The organism is Exiguobacterium sp. s157, from assembly GCF_018618205.1.
Taxonomy (GTDB): Bacteria; Bacillota; Bacilli; order Exiguobacteriales; family Exiguobacteriaceae; genus Exiguobacterium; species Exiguobacterium chiriqhucha.
The window spans coordinates 49,670-67,739 of the sequence record NZ_JACSLQ010000005.1 but is presented as its reverse complement, the minus strand read 5'-3'; the positions used below and the strand labels follow the sequence as shown (position 1 = coordinate 67,739).

Sequence of the window (18,070 nt, the reverse complement as noted above, 5' to 3'; positions counted from 1 at the left end):
ATAATCGAGGTGAAATCCATTGAAAAAAATGTCAGCAAGACAACAACAGATTCTTGATTTTATAAAAGCCGAGGTCCGGGCGAAAGGGTATCCACCTTCCGTTCGTGAAATCGGAGAGGCAGTCGGACTCGCATCGAGCTCGACCGTCCACGGCCACTTGGACCGTCTAGAGAAGCGTGGATTGATTCGACGTGACAAGACGAAGCCACGTGCCATCGAAATTTTAGATGAAGAGATGTCAGTCGTGGAAGACCATGATGCCGTCATGTACGTGCCGGTCATCGGAAAAGTCACGGCCGGTACGCCGATCACGGCGATCGAGAATGTGGAAGAGCACTTCCCGCTCCCGGCCCACGTCGTCGGTTCCGACAACGTCTACATGCTCTCGGTATCGGGAGACTCTATGATTAACGCCGGCATCTTGGACGGGGACCGTGTCCTCGTCCGCCAACAGAACACGGCCGACAATGGAGAGATTGTCGTCGCCATGACGGATGAAGGCGAAGCGACGGTGAAGCGGATTTATAAAGAAGCTTCGAAAGTCCGTCTTCAACCAGAGAACGACGAGCTCGAAGCGATGTATTTCGATAACGTGTCGATTTTAGGGAAGGTCATCGGTGTATACCGCACGATTCACTAATGGCTAGTGGCAAGACACATACCCGTACGAATCTCGTGGCAATCGGTGCTCTTGCGATTGCCACGCCTTTTATTGACATCGATGTTCCGACCATGTTCCTATTCGGCGCCCTAATCGGGACGTTCTGGCTCTCCCCGGACCTTGACTTAAAGTCGGACGCCTATTATCGATGGGGACCACTCCGAGGCTTTTGGCTCCCTTACGTGAAGATTATGCCCCATCGGTCGTTATTCTCGCATTTGCCGCTCTTGAGCGATCTGATCCGGGTCATCTATCTTGGCTTCCCGCTCACGCTCGTGCTCACGTTCACGCCGTATGAGGAAGCTGCCAGATCATGGCTCGACCTAAACGGGGCCGCATGTTTCTTCGGACTCGTCTTCGCGACGACGTTACATACGACGCTCGATTATGCGTCCACGTTCTTCAAACGTGCCTTTTAAGCCAAACATTTATGCCATACACCTAAAAGGGCAACCCGTCTAGTAGAGACTGGGTTGCCCTTTTTGAACTGTTTATTATATAGAAGCTCAATAACTTTTATGCAACATGACATGATGTTCTGCCACTTCTCGTCCATTGACCAGCAAAACGACACGATGCTCCCCTGAATAATGCCGACGAGTCGTCAAATCTGCCCAACTGTGCATCCTGTTCGCTACAAGTCGCGCACCCCCGGGGACGAGTTTGTTCGCTAGCAGAAATGCTTTACGACTCGCTTTCCCGTTCGCTTTTATGAAATCGATGGCGTATTCGACCCGAATATAGGCGGCATCTCCTGGACGAATCGACAAATCATACTGAATCTCGCACGCCTCACCTATGCTGAGCACATTCGGATGTATAGTAATCGATGAGTTGACGGTCAAATCCGTTTCTTGCGTATAACCAAACAAAGTTAACGCGTCCGGGTGTGCGGATTTAATTAACGTTCGGCACGCATGTCTGATGACCCAGTCGGTATGAGGATGTTCGCCTTGCCATCGACGCGAGACTTCGAGCACGGCTTCCGGGTGATCTTTCGAGATATCGTTGAGATTGTTGGCGACACTTTTCCTTACATATAATGATGGGTCTTCTTTCAATAACTCTAAAACCGCAAACACGGGAGCCGGATTTTCTCTGAACATCGGTAATGACTCCGCCCACGGAAGACGAGGACGACAGCCTTCACTTGCCAATCTTCGCACATGCTCATTCGGATGCTTGGCCCATGCCATCATGCGATCCATTACTCGCGTCGAATCACGAAGCAGAAAAGGTCTGATTGCGAATTCAGAAGACGATTTCTGCGTGAAGAGTTCGAGTGCTGACATCGAGCGTTCCCAATGTTCTTCCGCCTGTCCATACACTTCTACGAAGTCGGGAAAAAATAAATATGGAAAGCCGACACAATCGTCTGCAATTTCAACCAATACATCTATAGCTGACTCGTAGTTTTGAGGTAAGTACTCCCCGAGCTTTGTCGAAATACGGCGCATACGCCCTTTCAGCGCTAACGCTTCCCATGACTCATCTACAATCGATGCGACAAATGCTTGTATATCAAACGATGGGTAAACGGATTGAATACGTCGTCCAAATCCTAGCAAAAAATCCTCATGATATACCTCTTTCAACGGTGTGGCCACGTCTTCCATCTCCTTCAGTTTCGTCTAGTCCGCTCATCCAGCCATACATTCTTCCTCATTATATAGAACGATAGAAAAAGAGTCCTGAAGGAGTTCTTCTTGCGAAGACTCCTTCAGGACTCTGATTGGTAGGGTTAACGTCCCCAGTTCATCTACTTAGTAGAGCGTCATGTACTGATCGCGTTCCCACTCCGTCACTTGCGTGCGGAACATATCCCACTCGATTTCTTTCAACTCGAGGAAGTGCTCACCGATATGCTCGCCAAGCGATTCCATGACGACTTTGTCAGTACGGAGTACTTCGAGCGCGTCGAAGAGCGTAGCCGGAAGATCGTCAATCCCGTTAGCAACACGTTCTGGCTTGTCCATGACGTAGATGTTGCTGTCGATTGGCTTCGGTGCTGTCATGTCTTTCTCAATTCCATCGAGACCTGCAGCCAATAGTGTGGCCAAAGCGAGGTACGGGTTTGCTGCCGGGTCGACCGAACGTACTTCGATTCGAGTCGAGAGACCACGGGCCGCTGGTACACGAACGAGTGGTGAACGGTTGCGCGCGCTCCATGCTACGTAGCAAGGTGCTTCATAACCAGGAACGAGACGCTTGTACGAGTTAACAGTCGGGTTACAAACAGCCGTGAATGCACGGGCATGCTCGAGAATCCCTGCCGTGAAGGCGCGAGCCGTGTCAGAGAGTTCCATTTCGCCGTTCGGATCGTAGAAGACGTTCGTGTCACCTTTGAAGAGCGACATGTTGGCGTGCATCCCTGAACCGTTGACACCGAAGAGCGGCTTCGGCATGAACGTCGCGTGAAGACCATATTTCGCTGCAATCGTCTTGACGACGAGTTTGAACGTTTGGATGTTATCAGCCGTCGTGACCGCATCTGCGTATTTGAAGTCGATCTCGTGCTGACCTGGTGCGACTTCGTGGTGTGATGCTTCGATTTCGAAGCCCATGTTTTCGAGCTCGATGACGATCTCTTTACGGCAGTTCTCGCCGAGGTCGACCGGTGCCAAGTCGAAGTAACCGCCTTGGTCGTTAAGTTCGAGTGTCGGTTGGCCGTTCAAGTCTTTCTTGAAGAGGAAGAACTCAGGCTCTGGTCCGACGTTGAATGCTGTGAAACCGAGCTTCTGCATGCGCTCGAGGTTACGCTTCAAATTGCCGCGCGGGTCACCGCTGAACGGTTTTCCGTCCGGAGTATAAATATCACAAATCAAGCGAGCGACTTTACCGCTGCCGTCTGTCCACGGGAAGACAACCCATGTGTCAAGGTCTGGATAGAGGTTCATGTCTGATTCCTCGATGCGTACGAACCCTTCGATTGAAGAACCATCGAACATCATCTTGTTATCAAGTGCTTTGTCCAATTGGCTGATCGGAACCTCGACGTTTTTAATCGTACCGAGGATATCCGTGAATTGAAGACGAATAAAGCGTACGTCCTCTTCTTGTGCGATGCGTTTGATGTCTTCTTTCGTGAACGTTTTTCTGGCCATGGTGAAATGTCCCCTCTCACATTGTGTAATGGTTAGTGTACTGGCGTCATCGATAAAAACGTGACAGCTCACCTTGAATGAGCGACGTCTTATTGAAACGGCCAGCTTCTTGAAGCTGTGTTTTCAATAATTTGTGTAACTCTTGTTCAGAGATCTTCGGTGCTTCATCGACCGGCGCCTTTAGTGATTCCGCGTCTTTAGCGTCGCTGTTATCGAGCATATGACGAATCGCCGCCAAATTGAAGCCTTGATCGATAAAATCCTTGATCGTGAGTAGACGTTCGACATCATTAAAGGAATAGAGCCGTCGTTTCGATTCCGTCCGACTAGGCGAAATCAGACCCTGTTCTTCATAGTACCGAATCTGCCTACCTGTCAGCTGGGTCAAATCTTGAACGATTCCAATCGGAAACAACGGGTTGGAGCGACGAAATTGATCGGCCATCTCTTACCCCTCCTTTTCTGTCTCACACTGTGAGAATAATACATGACAACTTACCTGTCAATAGATGTTAAGAAAGTTAACATGACATTTCGGTTACAACTTCTGTGAGATATTGTCACGGTCAAATGTGACGAGCTCTTTCGTCCGCAATTGGCTCAAGGCAAGCATGAGCGCGACCTTGACGTGGGCGTAAGTTAATCCGCCTTGAACGTAGGCCGTGTAAGGCGCGCGGAGCGGACCGTCGGCCGACAATTCAATCGACGAGCCTTGAATGAACGTCCCGGCTGCCATGATAACGTCATCCTCATACCCCGGCATATAGGCCGGTACCGGCAACGCATGCGCATTGACCGGCGACGCCATCTGGATGCTCTGACAGAACGCAATCATCTTGTCGCGGTCGCGGAACGTCACCGATTGAATCAAATCGGTCCGAGGCGTCGTATAATGCGGGTCGGTCTCGAAACCGAGCAATCCGAGCAGGCTCGCCGTCAAGTGCGCCCCTTTCAAGGCTTGGGCGACTGTGTGCGGCGCCATATAAAACCCTTGATACATCTCTTGGAGCGAATAGAGTGACGGACCGGCCTCGCTTCCGATGCCAGGTGTCGTCATGCGGAACGAGCAGCGTTCGACGAGTTCTTTCGTCCCGGCGATATAGCCACCCGTCTTCGCCAAGCCGCCACCCGGGTTTTTGATGAGTGAGCCGGCCATGAGATCAGCCCCGACGTGGGTCGGTTCAATCGTCTCGACGAACTCACCGTAACAGTTGTCGACGAAGACGAAGACGTGCGGGTGTGCCGCTTTGATTTTCGCGATTGCCTCCCCGATTTCTTGGACCGGAATGCTGCGTCGGTTGGCGTAACCTTTCGAGCGCTGGATGCCAACGAGCTTCGTCTCAGGGCGAATCCGTGCGATGACGGTCTCGACATCGATCTGGTCGTCTTTCAACTCGACCGTGTCGTAGCCGACACCAAGTTCTTTGAGCGACCCACGGCCGTCTCCCCGAATCCCGACAATCTCTTCGAGCGTGTCGTACGGCTTGCCGGTAATATAAAGCAGTTCATCCCCTGGCAACAACACACCGAACAAGGCGATCCCGATGGCGTGCGTCCCAGAGATGATTTGCGGGCGGCATAGGGCGAGGTCCGCCCCGAACACGTCAGCATAAATCGACTCGAGCGTGTCGCGTCCAATATCGTCATAGCCGTACCCGGTCGTCGGATTGAAATGAAAGTCCGACACTTTATGCTTCTTAAACGACTCGAGGACACGGTATTGGTTGAACTCCGCTGTCGCCTCGATCGTTTCAAAATATGGTTTTACCCGCGCTTCCGCCTCGGTCACGAACGGGGCCAATTCATCATAATACGCAATCTTTTCTTGCCACATCATTGTTTCACACCTCAAATTGTTTCAGCGTCGCATATAGACGCGTGTCTTCTCTCATATATCCAACGAGTTCGACCGAACCGTCATCGAGGAACTTCTCCTCGAGACGATACATCGAATCTTTGGCCGGATGGTAATGCTCGAACGAGCGGACCGGCAAGATGACGTGTACTTTCGTCAACACATCAGCAATCTTATCTTCGATCGCGCCGATGAGCGTCTCGATATCGTTCGAGTCGAGCGCCGAGATGACGAGCGGTCCGCCAACGAAGTCTTCGGTCAACCGGTCTTTCTTATTGTATACCTCGAGCTGCGGCAACTCACTCGCGCCGAGTTCCGTCAAGACCGAGTTGGTCGTGTCGATTTGGTTCATGTAATGCGGGTTTGACGCGTCAATGACGTGCAAGACGAGGTCAGCCCCGAGCACTTCCTCGAGCGTCGAGCGGAACGCGGCGACGAGTTTCGTCGGCAAGTCGCGAATAAATCCGACCGTATCCGTGATGAGCACTTTTCCGCCGCGCGGCAATTCGAGCTCACGCGTGAGCGGATCGAGCGTCGCGAACAATTCGTCCTGTTCGTACGTATCGGCGTCCGTCAAGCGGTTGAAAATCGTTGATTTTCCGGCGTTCGTATATCCGACGAGCGCGACTTGGAACACACGGTTCTCTTTCCGACGTTCGCGGTAACGGTCACGGTGCGCGACGGTGCCTTCGAGATTTTTCTTAATCTCATCGATGCGGCGCTTGATGTGCCGGCGGTCCGACTCGAGTTTCGTTTCACCCGGTCCCCGTGTCCCGATTCCGCCACCGAGACGTGACAGTTGCGTGCCTTGTCCGATTAAACGCGGGAGCAGGTAGTTCATTTGGGCGAGTTCGACTTGGAGTTTCCCTTCTTTCGATTGGGCCCGTCCGGCAAAGATGTCTAGAATCAATTGCGTTCGGTCAATCAGTTTCATCTCGTCCGGGTCGTTCAGCGAGATGCGGATGTTCTTCGACTGGGCTGGCGACAGCTCGGCGTTGAAGATGACGATGTCCGGCTCGAACTGTTCGATGAGCACCGCGAGCTCCTCGACCTTCCCTTTCCCGATGAACGTGCGGCGGTCGACTTGTTGCCGTTTCTGATCGAGACGGGCGACGACCTCACCTCGTGCCGTATCGACCAATTCGACGAGTTCCCCCATCGATTGTTCATATGTCCAATCGTCGACAGTTGGTAATTGACATCCGACGATAATGACTTTCTCTCGTTGCATAAAAATCCCTCATTCCTATAAGTCTCATCCTCCATCTTACCACGAAACGGCGAATGGAGAACGTCCGTTTGTGGTACGATATGAGGAGAAGGAGGAACGTCCATGACGAAACGTAGAAAAGAGTATCCATTGCCTGAATATATCGAGGCGTACTTGTTCCATCTCGGCGCGAGCGGCCGTCAACCGTCGACGCTGAAACGCTATCGATACGACTTGATCGATGTGCACAAATACTTTCATGACCATAACGTCGAGCTCGATGCCCCGGAGGCGTGGCTCGCCGTCCCGCTCGAATCGTGGAAGACGTTCGTCAACGACTTCCTCATCGAAGAGAAGCAATACCAACAGGCGACGGTCGCCCGAATCGTCACCGTCATCAATAGCCTGACCGTCTTCTTGAATCCGCTCCGGAAAAAGATGCTAGCCTATGCCCAACCAGCCCATACGCTCACCGTCGACCAGATTGCCTTGCCGACCGAGTTCAGCAAGCTCGTCCGGACGATCCGTTCGACAAGCGGGCTGAGTGAGAACCAGCTTCAGGCGCATCCGTATCTCGTCAATCGGAACGAGCTGATCGTCACGTTGTTCTATAAATATGGACTCCGGGTGCATCATATCATCCGTCTTCGGATGAACGACCTGCATCTCGCGAGCCATGAATTCGACGTCTATGACCGGCTCGGCAACCGGTTCACGTTGAAACTCAGTCAAGAGGACCAGACACTCCTTATGAACTATTTGGCTGACATCCCGACGCCGGTCCGTCCGCGTTGGTACTCGGACGATCCCGTCTTCGTCTCGTTCGACTTCTCCCGGATGACGTTCCGTTGGGTGTATGCGAAGAACCAGCCGAAACAGCTGACGATCGTCATGATTACGAAGATGATGCGCCAATTGAATGAACGCAGCGGTCTCAGCCGTTCGGTCACACCGTCGATGCTCCGGAACGCCCACGTCTTGAAGACGTATGCGACCGACATGACGTCACTTGAACGGATGAACGTGACGTGTATGCATAAAGAGTCATCGCTCCGGCGCTATGAGCAGGCGTATGCGGAGTTCGGCGCAACGCTCTATGAATCAGGGGGCGTCACCCCGTAACCCGTCGTCATCTTTGCAGGTGACGGCTTTTTTTACTTGATGATCCGAAAGGTGGGCGTACCGTGTTTTTTCAAAAAATCCAATCTGCTCTCATCAGTCTATTCATTATTCCTTTCGTGTTGCCGCTCTTCTTTCCCTACGCGCTCGATTTGTCATATGGACCGAGCGTGGCCGTCTATTTGCTCTATGCGATCCCCATCGTGTTCATCTACGGGACGTTCACCTCTATACTGTCCGAGTATATAAGCCAAAAGACGCCATTCCGTTCGAAACGGGTGACGTCTTTCGTGTTCCATCTGATTGCTGGCTGGTTGTTCGTGGTCCCATATGGACTGTTATTCGATCCATCCATCTTCGAGACAGGTATATTCAACCTCGCATCGTTACTTGGCGTGTCGAGCGCCTTCATTTTCTATGCGGTCGACCAACTGCTTGGCCATCATTTCAAAACGCTGTAGTCAGTGGGCCCACTCATTTCGCAACAAGCCGTATACGACGTGGTCGACGTAGCGGTCATATAGCCACTCCGCGTTGCGAAGCACCCCTTCTTCGAGGAAACCGAACCGTTCCGGCAAGGCCCGGCTCTTCACATTCCCGGTTGCGACCCGAATCTCGATTTTATCGAGTTTCAAGTCACGGAACCCGTAATCGATGACCGTCTCGAGCGCTTGACTCATAACGCCTTTGCCTTGAAACTCTTGGCCGAGCCAATAGCCGACCGTCCCACACTTGATGCCTCGGTCGATGTCGTTGAAGCCGATCGTCCCGGCGAGCTCACCCCGATACACGATCGCAAACGACTTCGGATAGCCGCCCGTCTCCATCAATCCTTTAATCCGCCCTTCGATATTTTGCCGCGAATCGTCGACCGTCTCCGTATAATCTAGCCAACCGAGCCACTCGCGAAGGTATGGCTTCGACGCCATCGTCAATTGGAACAACGCCTCTGCGTCATCAATGGTGAACATTCGTAGTTGAAGCTGGTCGTTGATGTCATAGCGTAACATGTCGTTTCCCCCGTTTACTTTCCAATTATTGTACTCTTAATGATTTTATCGTAAACTATTTGTAAATAATTTGAAAGCGGTGAAAGTATGTAATTCGACATCATGTCATCCACCCAAAATTGAATAGTTCTGGAGGAGAGTCATGATGAAGTCGTTTTACCTGCTGCTGGTCAGTCAATGGCTGGCCAATATTGGTGACGTGCTTTATATCGTCGCCTTGATCGCTTTGTTATATCAACAGACCGGTTCCGCCCTGGCTGCGGCCAGTTTCCCGATTGCCGTCACGATCGGCATGACCGTGAGCGGTCTGTTCTTTGCCCGCGTCTTATCTCGGTTCACCCTCGGTCAGACGCTGCTCGTCACGCAACTGTTGAAGACGACCTTGCTCGGGGCCGTCATTTGGTCGGAGTCGATTCTCGTCCTCGGCCTCGTCGTGCTCATCGCCTTCTTGGATGGGTTCGCCCGTCCGGTCCAAGCGTCGTTCATCCCCCGGCTGACGACGAATCGCCAACAAGCGAACAGTCTCGTCCAAGGGTCGAATCAGTTCATCCAGCTGGCGATGTGGCCGCTCGGTACTATGGTCGTCGCTTCGTTTTCAAGCGCGATTGCCTTGACCGTCGCGTTGATGTTATTCATGCTCTCGACGCTCGTCACGCTTCGCTTCGTCCGTTCACTCGACCGCGACGTGACGGTAGAAGATGGTGAATCAGACATTTCCCTTAGAGACAGCCTCGCCATCGTGCGAACAGTACCTCATGCTCGATTAATCACGGTATTCGTCACGTTCGAGTCTTTCGTCAGCACGCTCTGGATTTCGGCGCTTTTGCTCGTCTATCTGGAACGCCACCTTAACATCGATACGGGATGGTGGGGCTCGATGAACGCAAGCTTCTTGATCAGCATGATTCTGGCCAGTGCATACTTGTATCGCGCTCAACGGACCAGTTCACTTGCTGTCAGCTCCCTACTGTCGGTCGGGGCTGCCTTGTTGTTCGGTGTGACGTCTCATATCGTGTTCGCACTCATTGCGCTCGCAATTCAAGGATACGCCACCCAACTCCGCATCATCCAGACGAACACGGTGCTCCAAGAAACGACACCTGCCTCGCAACTTCCGTACGTCTATAGCGTCCAACAGACGGCTTATACCCTCGCCTTCAGCATCGGCAGCCTGACGTTTGGAATGCTCGCGGACGGATTGCCGATCGCCATCGTCTATTTGATTGGCGCAGGTCTGACCGTTCCGCTCGTATGGCTCGGTCGACACATCGATTTGACGGACGATGTGGTCCAGTCTGCATAATAAGAAGGCGCCTTCTCGGACAGAGAGGGCGCCTGTTTGCTATGATGCGTAATTCTTACGATTGCTCGTAGTAATGCTTCCCACCAAAATAGATGGTCGGGCTCCCGCGACGGATGCATTTTAACCCGATTGCCGCCTCGACCGTCGGGTCCGACATTGTGATGATCGAGGACCGTATCCAAACCGTAAATCCGATAGTGGCAATAGGAACAAATCTTCAAATCTCATTGGAAACCACCTCTCCCGGATGTTTATACTGAAACACACCGTAGCCATATCCTTGCGTCAAATCGCCTCCAATGAACAATGAGACGGTTTCTGTCTCGGTCGGGATGAGGAATCGAATGCCTTCCCACTCTTCATCATGTTCCAGGAGTGACACAAGTTGATGAACAGCTTGTTCTGGTTGTCGGGAGACATCACAACTCACCTTATACGTCTTCGACCACGTCCATTTCCCACTAGATTCAATTGCATGATCGCTTCCCGTCCGCTTCGCCCAAGACTCAAAATCGGATAACAGTTTATTTTTGGATAAGACGACTTGGAATGACGTAACACCGAGTGCGATTAATAAGTCCGCAATGAATGCCGCAGGGGCCTTCACTTCCGGTAACCCGAACTCTCTCCATTGGCTGTCCGGTGAGACGCCGTACATATCCTCCATTTTCAGAGAGTATGAATCAGGGTCATGAAACGTCTGACTGTGTGCCAATAAAAAATCGAGGAAAGAAACATCGTGTCCGGCTAGCTCGATGGACACAACTTTTTCTGTATATAATTTGCGATGATACGAATTATACAAAAAGACTAGTTTTTCATTCGAATAGATGCCAATCGGTAACGTCAAATCAATCCATCGAAGCTGAAGTAATTGTGGTTTGGTAAGTTCCAAATCTAGCTCACCATAGTCAATCACGCGATAAGAACCGAGCGGCAAAACGTCTGACCAAATAGATTTGAGCAAGAACAAATCAATCGTCCGGAACGTCTGCGCATGTAGATGCTGAACATCTAAGGCATCGAAATTCAATTGGCATTCCCCTTTCCATGAACAGTGTGCTGAATCGATCACAAGTGATGTCGTATACTGAAAGAAACCTTGGAATGGAGTGATTGATGATGTCCACCCTTTCACACGAAGAAACAACCGAGTTGTTGAAAACTCTCGAAGCGCGCTTTACCACCAACCCCGAACGACATCAAGATCTCACCTGGCCCGACATCTTGACTCGTCTTCAAGCGGACGACCGTAAACTCGCCGCGCTCTCCGAAATGGAACGGACCGGCGGCGAACCCGATGTGATTCGACTTCCGAACGGGGAGCATGTCTTCTGTGACTGTTCGGTTGAAAGTCCGAGTGGTCGACGTAGCCTATGCTATGACGATGCGGCGTTAGCGGCGCGAAAGAAGAACAAACCGGTGGGGAGTGCCGTCGAGTTGGCTGAAGAGATGGGTATCGAACTACTCGACGAAGCAACGTATCGCCATCTGCAGACGCTCGGTACGTTCGACTTGAAGACGTCGAGCTGGATTGTCACCCCGGAATCGATTCGTCAAAAAGGCGGAGCCTTATTCTGCGACCGGCGCTACAACCAGATCTTCGTCTATCATAATGGCGCCGATTCGTATTATGCGGCCCGAGGATTCCGCGGAATGTTCATCCTCTAAGCAGGGCCACGTGCCTTGCTTTTTTATGTGAAGAGCCAATTGAAGACGATGGGGACATACTTGACGAAAAATAGACTGACAAATAAAATGGATAACACTTTGAATGGCCACATGAACCAGTCGTTCAACTTGCGTGTGAAAAACAAGAATAATGCATTTGCTATCAAACTTTGTGTGAGGTTCGGCTCTTCCATCATTTGAGAAAGTAGAACACCCCATCCAGGGAAGGAATCCAGACCAAACGTTGCCGAAAAATCTGGCGACGTATCGTACTTAATTCGGATGTACCACGCCATGACATAAACTGATACGAAAATCGATGCCCAAATCGTCATCCCTAAAAATAAGAAAAAGTCTTTCCACGACTCCACGTCGATGATACATATGACGATTAAAATCCCAATCCCAATTACAACATTAATAATAAACAGCGGAGAAATCGTCAGAATCGAGAATTCTTCTGCTGTCAGAAATGATCCCGCAACTGAACTTCGGCTATAATCTATCATCTTTTCCTCATCTCACTTATGTAAAGAATAATAGCATCATACAATGCTATGTAAAGTCCTATTCCCATCCCTATCCCAATGAGCAACAGAAGCGCTCCTAAGTGCTTCGTTGTCATGCAGACTAAGATGACATGGAGCAAAATCGTTCCTACGATACTATCCACGGTCGCATCTTGCACTGAGACGGACTGTTTCGGTTTAAATAACAAATACATGCCGGCGGTAGATAAAATGATGCCTAAACCGCTGATTGAAAATAAATCAATTACTAACATCTTTCTTGTTACTCCTTTTTATATAAACTCGGTAGTTGAAATAAAAAATAGTGAAATCCGAGTACTCTCCTGTTCAAAGTTTAGATTCAATCCTCCTAGATGTCTACCAAAATTTTCAAACAAAAACAGCATGCCCAATTCAGGCATGCTGTGGTTCATATCTCTATTTCTACAGTTTTAACCTTACGCTTGAAGCGTGACGTTCAGTTCTTCCGCGACCGCCTTGAAGGCAGCGAGCGCACGTTCGAGGTCGTTACGGGTATGTTCCGCCGTCACGATCGTCCGAATCCGAGCCTTGCCTTTCTCGACCGTCGGGAAAGCGATGCTCTGTGCGAACACGCCGTGGTCTTTCAATTTGTCCGAGAACGTGTGCGCGAGCGTCTCTTCGCCGAGCATGACCGGTGTGATCGGCGTCGTCGCATGGCCGATATCGAAGCCGAGATCACGAAGACCCGTCTTGAAGAACTCGGTGTTCGCCCAAAGCTTATCGAACAGCTCTTCCTCCTCTTTCATGACACGGATCGCCTCACGGTTCGCCGCGACGACCGCTGGCGGGTGTGACGTCGAGAACAAGAACGGACGTCCCTTTTGAATCAAGAAGTCACGGATGTCGTTCGAGCAGGCGACGTAGCCGCCGAGGACACCAATCGCTTTCGACAACGTCCCGACTTGTAGCGCGACCCGGCCGTCGAGCCCGAAGTGGTTGACCGTACCGCGGCCGTTTTTGCCCAGCACGCCCGAGGCGTGGGCATCGTCGACCATGACCGCCGCGTCATACTTCTCGGCGAGCTCGACGATTTCTGGGAGCGGCGCGATGTTGCCGTCCATCGAGAAGACGCCGTCCGTGACGACGAGACGCGTCCGATAATCTTGCGTCTCTTTCAACGCCGCCTCTAAATCGGCGAGGTCGGTGTGCTTATAGATGCGGCGGGCCGCTTTCGTCAACCGGATGCCGTCGATAATCGAGGCGTGGTTGAGCGCGTCACTGATGACGACGTCTTCCGGACCGAGCAGTGCCGACAAGACGCCGAGGTTCGTCGCGAAGCCCGACTGGAACACGAGCGCCGCTTCCGTATGTTTGAATTCGGCGAGCTCGCGTTCGAACGCCTCGTGCATCTCGAACGTCCCGGCGATTGTCCGGACCGAACCTGTGCCGGCCCCGAACTGTTCGACCGCTTCAATCGCCGCTTGTTTCAAGCGCGGATGGTTGGCGAGTCCGAGATAGTTGTTCGAAGACAACTGGACGAGCGACTTGCCGTCGATCGTGACTTCGTTCGCTTGCGCCGACTCGAGCGGCACGAGCGAGCGGAACGTGCCCGCTTGTTTCATTTCATTGACTGCTTCTGTAATATGTTCAAATGCCATATCGATTCCCCCTGTTATGGTATTAAGACGACCTTTCCACATTTCCCGGCACGCATAAGCTCGAAACCTTGCTCGAACTCCTCAAGCTTGAACACGTGCGTGATAATCGGTTCTACGTTCAGCTGACCTGTCGCGAGTAGCGTCGACACTTGACCCCACGTCTCATACATCTTACGTCCGGTGATGCCCTGAACGCGCACCCCTTTGAAGACGACGTCACGCGTCAAGTCGATGGCGACCGGCTTGGCTGGGAGTGACAACACATTGACGTCCCCGCCGGCCGTGACCATCTTGAACGCCTGGTCGATGGCGACCGGATGCCCGCTCATCTCACAGACGACATCGATACCGTCCCCGTCCGTCTGATCCATGATCAGCTCGAGCGGATTTTGCTCGAGGCTATTGATGACGACGTCCGCCCCCATGTCTTCGGCGAGCTTCAACCGGTACGGGTTGACGTCAATCGCATAGACGCGGCTCGCGCCCGCCGCCTTGGCGACGCCGACGGCCATGAGCCCGATTGGCCCACACCCGACGATGGCGACCGACTTGGCTGACACGTCACTCGCGAGCACTGTATGGACGGCGTTTCCGAGCGGCTCTTGAATCGAAGCGAGCTTGGCCGGCATCGACTCTGGATTGACCCACAAGTTCTCTTCGGGCATGACGACGTATTCAGCGAAACAGCCTTGCGTGTCGACACCGATGATTTTCGTGTTCTTACAGATGTGATACTGCCCGCGCAAACACTGTTTACATTGGTGACAGACGATATGCGTCTCGGCCGATACGGTCTGTCCGATTTGGATGCGTTTCGTCCCTTCCCCGAGCGCCACGACTTCCCCCGCGAACTCGTGACCGAACACGTATGGCGGTTTGACCCGGCTCTTCGCCCAGTCGTCCCACTCATAAATGTGGACATCGGTCCCGCAAATCGATGTCGCTTTCACTTTGATTAACACTTCCCCGGCGCCTGGCGTCGGGATTGGTGCTTCGACCAATTGGGCCCCAAATCCGGCCGTATGTTTTTGAATCGCTTTCATCACAGGTGTCGTTGCTTCCTTCTCTGTCGTAGACACGAGCTGTTCCATTGAAAACGTCCCCCTCTTCATCTCTTAATCGAACTTCACGTTCTCTTTCATCTTGTCATAAAATGACGAACCTGAGAAGATAGAACGTCGATTTTCCAGACAAAAAAGAGAAGCCATCCGCGCCGATGGCTTCTCTTACAAGAATAGGACCTATGTCCCGACCGCAAGCTCATCTTGGTTCGATGATGAGCTTGATTGCCGTTCGTTCTTCTCCGTCAATCATAATATCGGTGAACGCAGGGATGCAAATCAAATCCAGCCCGCTCGGCGCGACGAAACCACGCGCGATCGCGACCGCTTTGATGGATTGATTGAGCGCTCCAGCGCCGATTGCTTGAATCTCACACGTTCCTTTTTCACGAAGTACGCCAGCGAGTGCACCCGCCACGGAGTTAGGATTCGATTTTGCCGAAACTTTGAGTACGTCCATTCTTGTTTCCCCCTCGGGTAGGTTGTTCAATCAAACCATACGGTCTGATCATCTAGGTGTATGCGTTCGATTTTCGTGGCTCGTTTCGATTGGTCATCGATTGTGATTAAAACTCCATTTAGTTGTTCCCGTCCCTCGGCAACTTCAAACCGGACCGGGAGCTGGGTGATGAATTTTCTTAAGACGACCTCGGCATCCATGCCGAGCACCCCGTCGAGCGGACCCGTCATCCCGACGTCGGTGATGTACGCCGTGCCGTTTTGTAGGATGCGGTTGTCAGCCGTCTGGACGTGCGTATGGGTGCCGACGACGGCTTGGACGCGCCCGTCAAGGTGATACCCCATCGCAATCTTCTCACTCGTCGCCTCGGCGTGCATGTCAACGAAAATCGCGTCGACCTCGCCGCGAATCTCTTCGACGAGGGCGTCGACGGTACGGAACGGACAGTCGAGCGACGGCAAGAACACCGTGCCCATCGCGTTGATGACGGCGAGCTTCTTCCCGCCTTGTTTCAACACCATCATCCCGACACCCGGCGTGCCGTCAGGATAGTTGGCCGGACGGACGATGCGGTCAGCATCATCAATCCAGTCAAAGATGTCACGGTTGTCCCAAGTATGATTCCCCATCGTCACGCCATGAAATCCAAGCTCGAGAAATTGTTGATAGATTTTTTTTGTGATACCACGTCCGTTGGCTGCGTTTTCACCGTTGACGAGCATGAACGTCGGGCTATATTTGCTTTTTAAGCGTCCGATTTGGGCGCTCAAGATGTCGCGACCTGGTTTTCCGACCACGTCGCCGATAAATAAGATTTTCATAGTCTTGTCCTCCTCCAATAGAAAAAGCGGAGAATGTCTCCGCTCTTGTTACTTCGCATAATCGACGGCACGCGTTTCGCGAATGACCGTCACTTTGATTTGGCCTGGATAGTCAAGCTCATCTTCGATCCGTTTACAGATGTCGCGGGCCATCTTGTTCGCCACGACGTCATCGACGACGTCTGGGCGGACGATGATCCGGACTTCACGTCCCGCTTGGATGGCATATGACTTCTCGACTCCTTCGAACGACTCACAGATCGCTTCGAGGCGCTCAAGGCGTCGGATATAGCTTTCGAGCGTCTCTTGACGGGCTCCTGGACGTGCCGCTGACAAGGCGTCAGCCGCTGCGACGAGGACCGCAATCGTCGACGTCGCTTCGACGTCCCCATGGTGCGAGGCAATCGAGTTGATGACGACTGGATGCTCTTTGTACTTCGTGGCGAGTTCGACACCAATCTCGACGTGGCTGCCTTCGACTTCATGGTCGATGGCTTTCCCGATATCGTGGAGGAGACCCGCTCGTTTGGCGAGCGTGACGTCTTCCCCGAGCTCGGCGGCCATCATGCCGGCGAGGTGGGCCACTTCGACCGAGTGGGCGAGCACGTTTTGACCGTAACTCGTCCGGTAACGCATTCGACCGAGCGTCTTGACGAGGTCCGGGTGGACGCCGTGGATGCCGGCTGAGAATGTCGCTTCTTCCCCGTATTCACGGATGCGCTCATCGACTTCACGACGTGATTTCTCGACCATCTCTTCAATGCGGGCCGGATGGATCCGACCGTCTTGAACGAGTTTTTCGAGCGTCATCTTGGCGATTTCACGACGGACCGGGTCAAATCCAGATAGGATGACCGCTTCCGGCGTGTCATCGATGATGAGGTCGATGCCGGTGAGTGTCTCGAGCGTGCGGATGTTACGTCCTTCACGTCCGATAATCCGCCCTTTCATCTCATCACTCGGCAAGTTGACGACTGACACGGTCGTCTCGGCGACGTGTTCGGCCGCATAACGTTGCATCGTGAGAGACAAGAGGTGTTTCGCTTTTTTATCAGCTTCTAATTTTGCTTTTTGCTCGATTTCTTTTTGAAGGAGAGCAGCATCGTGAAGCGCTTCCTGCTTCGCTTCGTCCATGATGATGGTCCGTGCTTCTTCTTTCGACAAGGCTGCCACGCGTACTAGTTCTTGGCGTGCCTCCTCATATAATTCCTCCACTTTGCTCTCGAGCGTTTCCGCTTCACGCTTCCGTTTCGCGAGTGCAGCCTCACGTTCATCCAGGGCGTCTTCTTTCCGTTCAAGCATGTCTGCTTTCCGGTCGAGAAGCTCTTCCTTTTGGACGAAACGATTTTCTTTCACTTTCTGCTCTTCACGTCGTTCGCGCAATTCTTGTTCGGTTTCATTGCGAAGTTGAATCATCTCTTCTTTTACTTCAAGCCGTGCTTCTTTTTGCATCGCTTCCGATTGTTGTCGCGCTTGCTCTACAATCTTGGTCGCTTCCGTCTCGGCACCTTGAATCTTCGCTTCGGCGATCGATTTACGCACAAAAAAACCTGCAACAAAAGCTATCGGCAAAAGGAGGATCAGAATAAGCTCTAATAGCCATTCCATCATGTTCACCTCCCTTTCGCAAGGTTATTTTATTTTTT

Annotated in this window: 20 protein-coding genes; 6 read left to right on the top strand and 14 right to left on the bottom strand. The window is 52.2% G+C overall.

Going from position 1 to position 18,070, the window contains the following annotated elements; translation table 11 throughout:
• Nucleotides 1-19: 19 nt before the first annotated feature.
• Both lexA and KNP67_RS10525 read left to right on the top strand, forming a co-directional pair.
• Nucleotides 20-640 carry a transcriptional repressor LexA gene (gene lexA, locus KNP67_RS10530; protein ID WP_021067589.1) on the top strand — a complete coding sequence of 207 codons (621 nt, stop codon included), beginning with the start codon at nt 20-22 and terminating at the stop codon, nt 638-640.
• Entirely contained in the window at nt 640-1,080 is a 441-nt protein-coding gene (locus tag KNP67_RS10525; RefSeq protein WP_214714758.1) for a metal-binding protein, read from the top strand. Before lexA ends, KNP67_RS10525 begins: the two co-directional genes overlap by 1 nt.
• An 87-nt stretch (nt 1,081-1,167) precedes the next feature.
• Here KNP67_RS10525 and KNP67_RS10520 read toward each other — a convergent pair whose 3' ends face one another.
• The 5 genes from KNP67_RS10520 to hflX all read right to left on the bottom strand — a co-directional run bounded on the left by KNP67_RS10520 (nt 1,168) and on the right by hflX (nt 6,851).
• Nucleotides 1,168-2,268, bottom strand: coding sequence for a DNA alkylation repair protein (locus KNP67_RS10520; protein WP_131471211.1), 1,101 nt, complete (start codon nt 2,266-2,268; stop codon nt 1,168-1,170).
• A gap of 156 nt (nt 2,269-2,424) precedes the next feature.
• Nucleotides 2,425-3,765, bottom strand: a complete 1,341-nt coding sequence (gene glnA, locus KNP67_RS10515; protein WP_021067592.1) for a type I glutamate--ammonia ligase — start codon at nt 3,763-3,765, stop codon at nt 2,425-2,427.
• Between the two features lie 46 nt (nt 3,766-3,811).
• Complete coding sequence (locus KNP67_RS10510) at nt 3,812-4,210, bottom strand: MerR family transcriptional regulator (RefSeq protein ID WP_029595347.1); 399 nt, start codon at nt 4,208-4,210, stop codon at nt 3,812-3,814.
• A gap of 93 nt (nt 4,211-4,303) precedes the next feature.
• On the bottom strand, nt 4,304-5,599 hold the full coding sequence (locus tag KNP67_RS10505) for a methionine gamma-lyase family protein (protein ID WP_058764531.1): 1,296 nt from the start codon (nt 5,597-5,599) through the stop codon (nt 4,304-4,306).
• A 7-nt stretch (nt 5,600-5,606) separates the two neighbouring features.
• On the bottom strand, nt 5,607-6,851 hold the full coding sequence (gene hflX / locus KNP67_RS10500; RefSeq protein WP_131471212.1) for a GTPase HflX: 1,245 nt from the start codon (nt 6,849-6,851) through the stop codon (nt 5,607-5,609).
• Nucleotides 6,852-6,953: 102 nt separating this feature from the next.
• Between hflX and KNP67_RS10495 the strand changes: the two genes are divergently transcribed.
• On the top strand, nt 6,954-7,952 hold the full coding sequence (locus KNP67_RS10495; protein ID WP_131471213.1) for a site-specific integrase: 999 nt from the start codon (nt 6,954-6,956) through the stop codon (nt 7,950-7,952).
• 62 nt (nt 7,953-8,014) lie between these two features.
• Nucleotides 8,015-8,410 carry a hypothetical protein gene (locus KNP67_RS10490; protein WP_131471214.1) on the top strand — a complete coding sequence of 132 codons (396 nt, stop codon included), beginning with the start codon at nt 8,015-8,017 and terminating at the stop codon, nt 8,408-8,410.
• Here the strand turns inward: KNP67_RS10490 and KNP67_RS10485 are convergent, their stop codons facing one another.
• Nucleotides 8,411-8,959: a GNAT family N-acetyltransferase gene (locus tag KNP67_RS10485; protein WP_131471215.1), complete on the bottom strand. Its 549-nt coding sequence runs from the start codon at nt 8,957-8,959 to the stop codon at nt 8,411-8,413. It abuts the gene before it with no gap.
• 142 nt (nt 8,960-9,101) lie between these two features.
• Between KNP67_RS10485 and KNP67_RS10480 the strand changes: the two genes are divergently transcribed.
• Nucleotides 9,102-10,262, top strand: a complete 1,161-nt coding sequence (locus KNP67_RS10480; RefSeq protein ID WP_131471216.1) for an MFS transporter — start codon at nt 9,102-9,104, stop codon at nt 10,260-10,262.
• A gap of 217 nt (nt 10,263-10,479) precedes the next feature.
• Here KNP67_RS10480 and KNP67_RS10475 read toward each other — a convergent pair whose 3' ends face one another.
• Nucleotides 10,480-11,295: a hypothetical protein gene (locus KNP67_RS10475; RefSeq protein WP_214756572.1), complete on the bottom strand. Its 816-nt coding sequence runs from the start codon at nt 11,293-11,295 to the stop codon at nt 10,480-10,482.
• Nucleotides 11,296-11,384: 89 nt separating this feature from the next.
• Here KNP67_RS10475 and KNP67_RS10470 point away from each other — a divergent pair, with 89 nt between their 5' ends.
• On the top strand, nt 11,385-11,933 hold the full coding sequence (locus tag KNP67_RS10470) for a DUF4256 domain-containing protein (protein ID WP_131471324.1): 549 nt from the start codon (nt 11,385-11,387) through the stop codon (nt 11,931-11,933).
• Between the two features lie 23 nt (nt 11,934-11,956).
• Here the strand turns inward: KNP67_RS10470 and KNP67_RS10465 are convergent, their stop codons facing one another.
• The 7 genes from KNP67_RS10465 to rny all read right to left on the bottom strand — a co-directional run bounded on the left by KNP67_RS10465 (nt 11,957) and on the right by rny (nt 18,035).
• The gene (locus KNP67_RS10465) at nt 11,957-12,442 is read right to left on the bottom strand and encodes a hypothetical protein (RefSeq protein ID WP_214756571.1); all 486 of its coding nucleotides are present in this window, start codon (nt 12,440-12,442) and stop codon (nt 11,957-11,959) included.
• Entirely contained in the window at nt 12,439-12,717 is a 279-nt protein-coding gene (locus KNP67_RS10460) for a hypothetical protein (RefSeq protein ID WP_131471218.1), read from the bottom strand. The genes KNP67_RS10465 and KNP67_RS10460 overlap by 4 nt, the downstream gene beginning before the upstream one ends.
• A gap of 183 nt (nt 12,718-12,900) precedes the next feature.
• Entirely contained in the window at nt 12,901-14,082 is a 1,182-nt protein-coding gene (locus KNP67_RS10455; protein WP_131471219.1) for a glycine C-acetyltransferase, read from the bottom strand.
• Nucleotides 14,083-14,096: 14 nt separating this feature from the next.
• Nucleotides 14,097-15,173 carry an L-threonine 3-dehydrogenase gene (gene tdh, locus KNP67_RS10450; RefSeq protein ID WP_131471220.1) on the bottom strand — a complete coding sequence of 359 codons (1,077 nt, stop codon included), beginning with the start codon at nt 15,171-15,173 and terminating at the stop codon, nt 14,097-14,099.
• 169 nt (nt 15,174-15,342) lie between these two features.
• Nucleotides 15,343-15,603: a stage V sporulation protein S gene (locus KNP67_RS10445; RefSeq protein ID WP_012726477.1), complete on the bottom strand. Its 261-nt coding sequence runs from the start codon at nt 15,601-15,603 to the stop codon at nt 15,343-15,345.
• Between the two features lie 26 nt (nt 15,604-15,629).
• Nucleotides 15,630-16,424 (bottom strand): TIGR00282 family metallophosphoesterase, encoded by a 795-nt coding sequence (locus tag KNP67_RS10440; protein WP_131471221.1) that lies wholly within the window; start codon nt 16,422-16,424, stop codon nt 15,630-15,632.
• 48 nt (nt 16,425-16,472) lie between these two features.
• Entirely contained in the window at nt 16,473-18,035 is a 1,563-nt protein-coding gene (gene rny / locus KNP67_RS10435) for a ribonuclease Y (RefSeq protein ID WP_029595337.1), read from the bottom strand.
• Nucleotides 18,036-18,070: the final 35 nt, after the last annotated feature.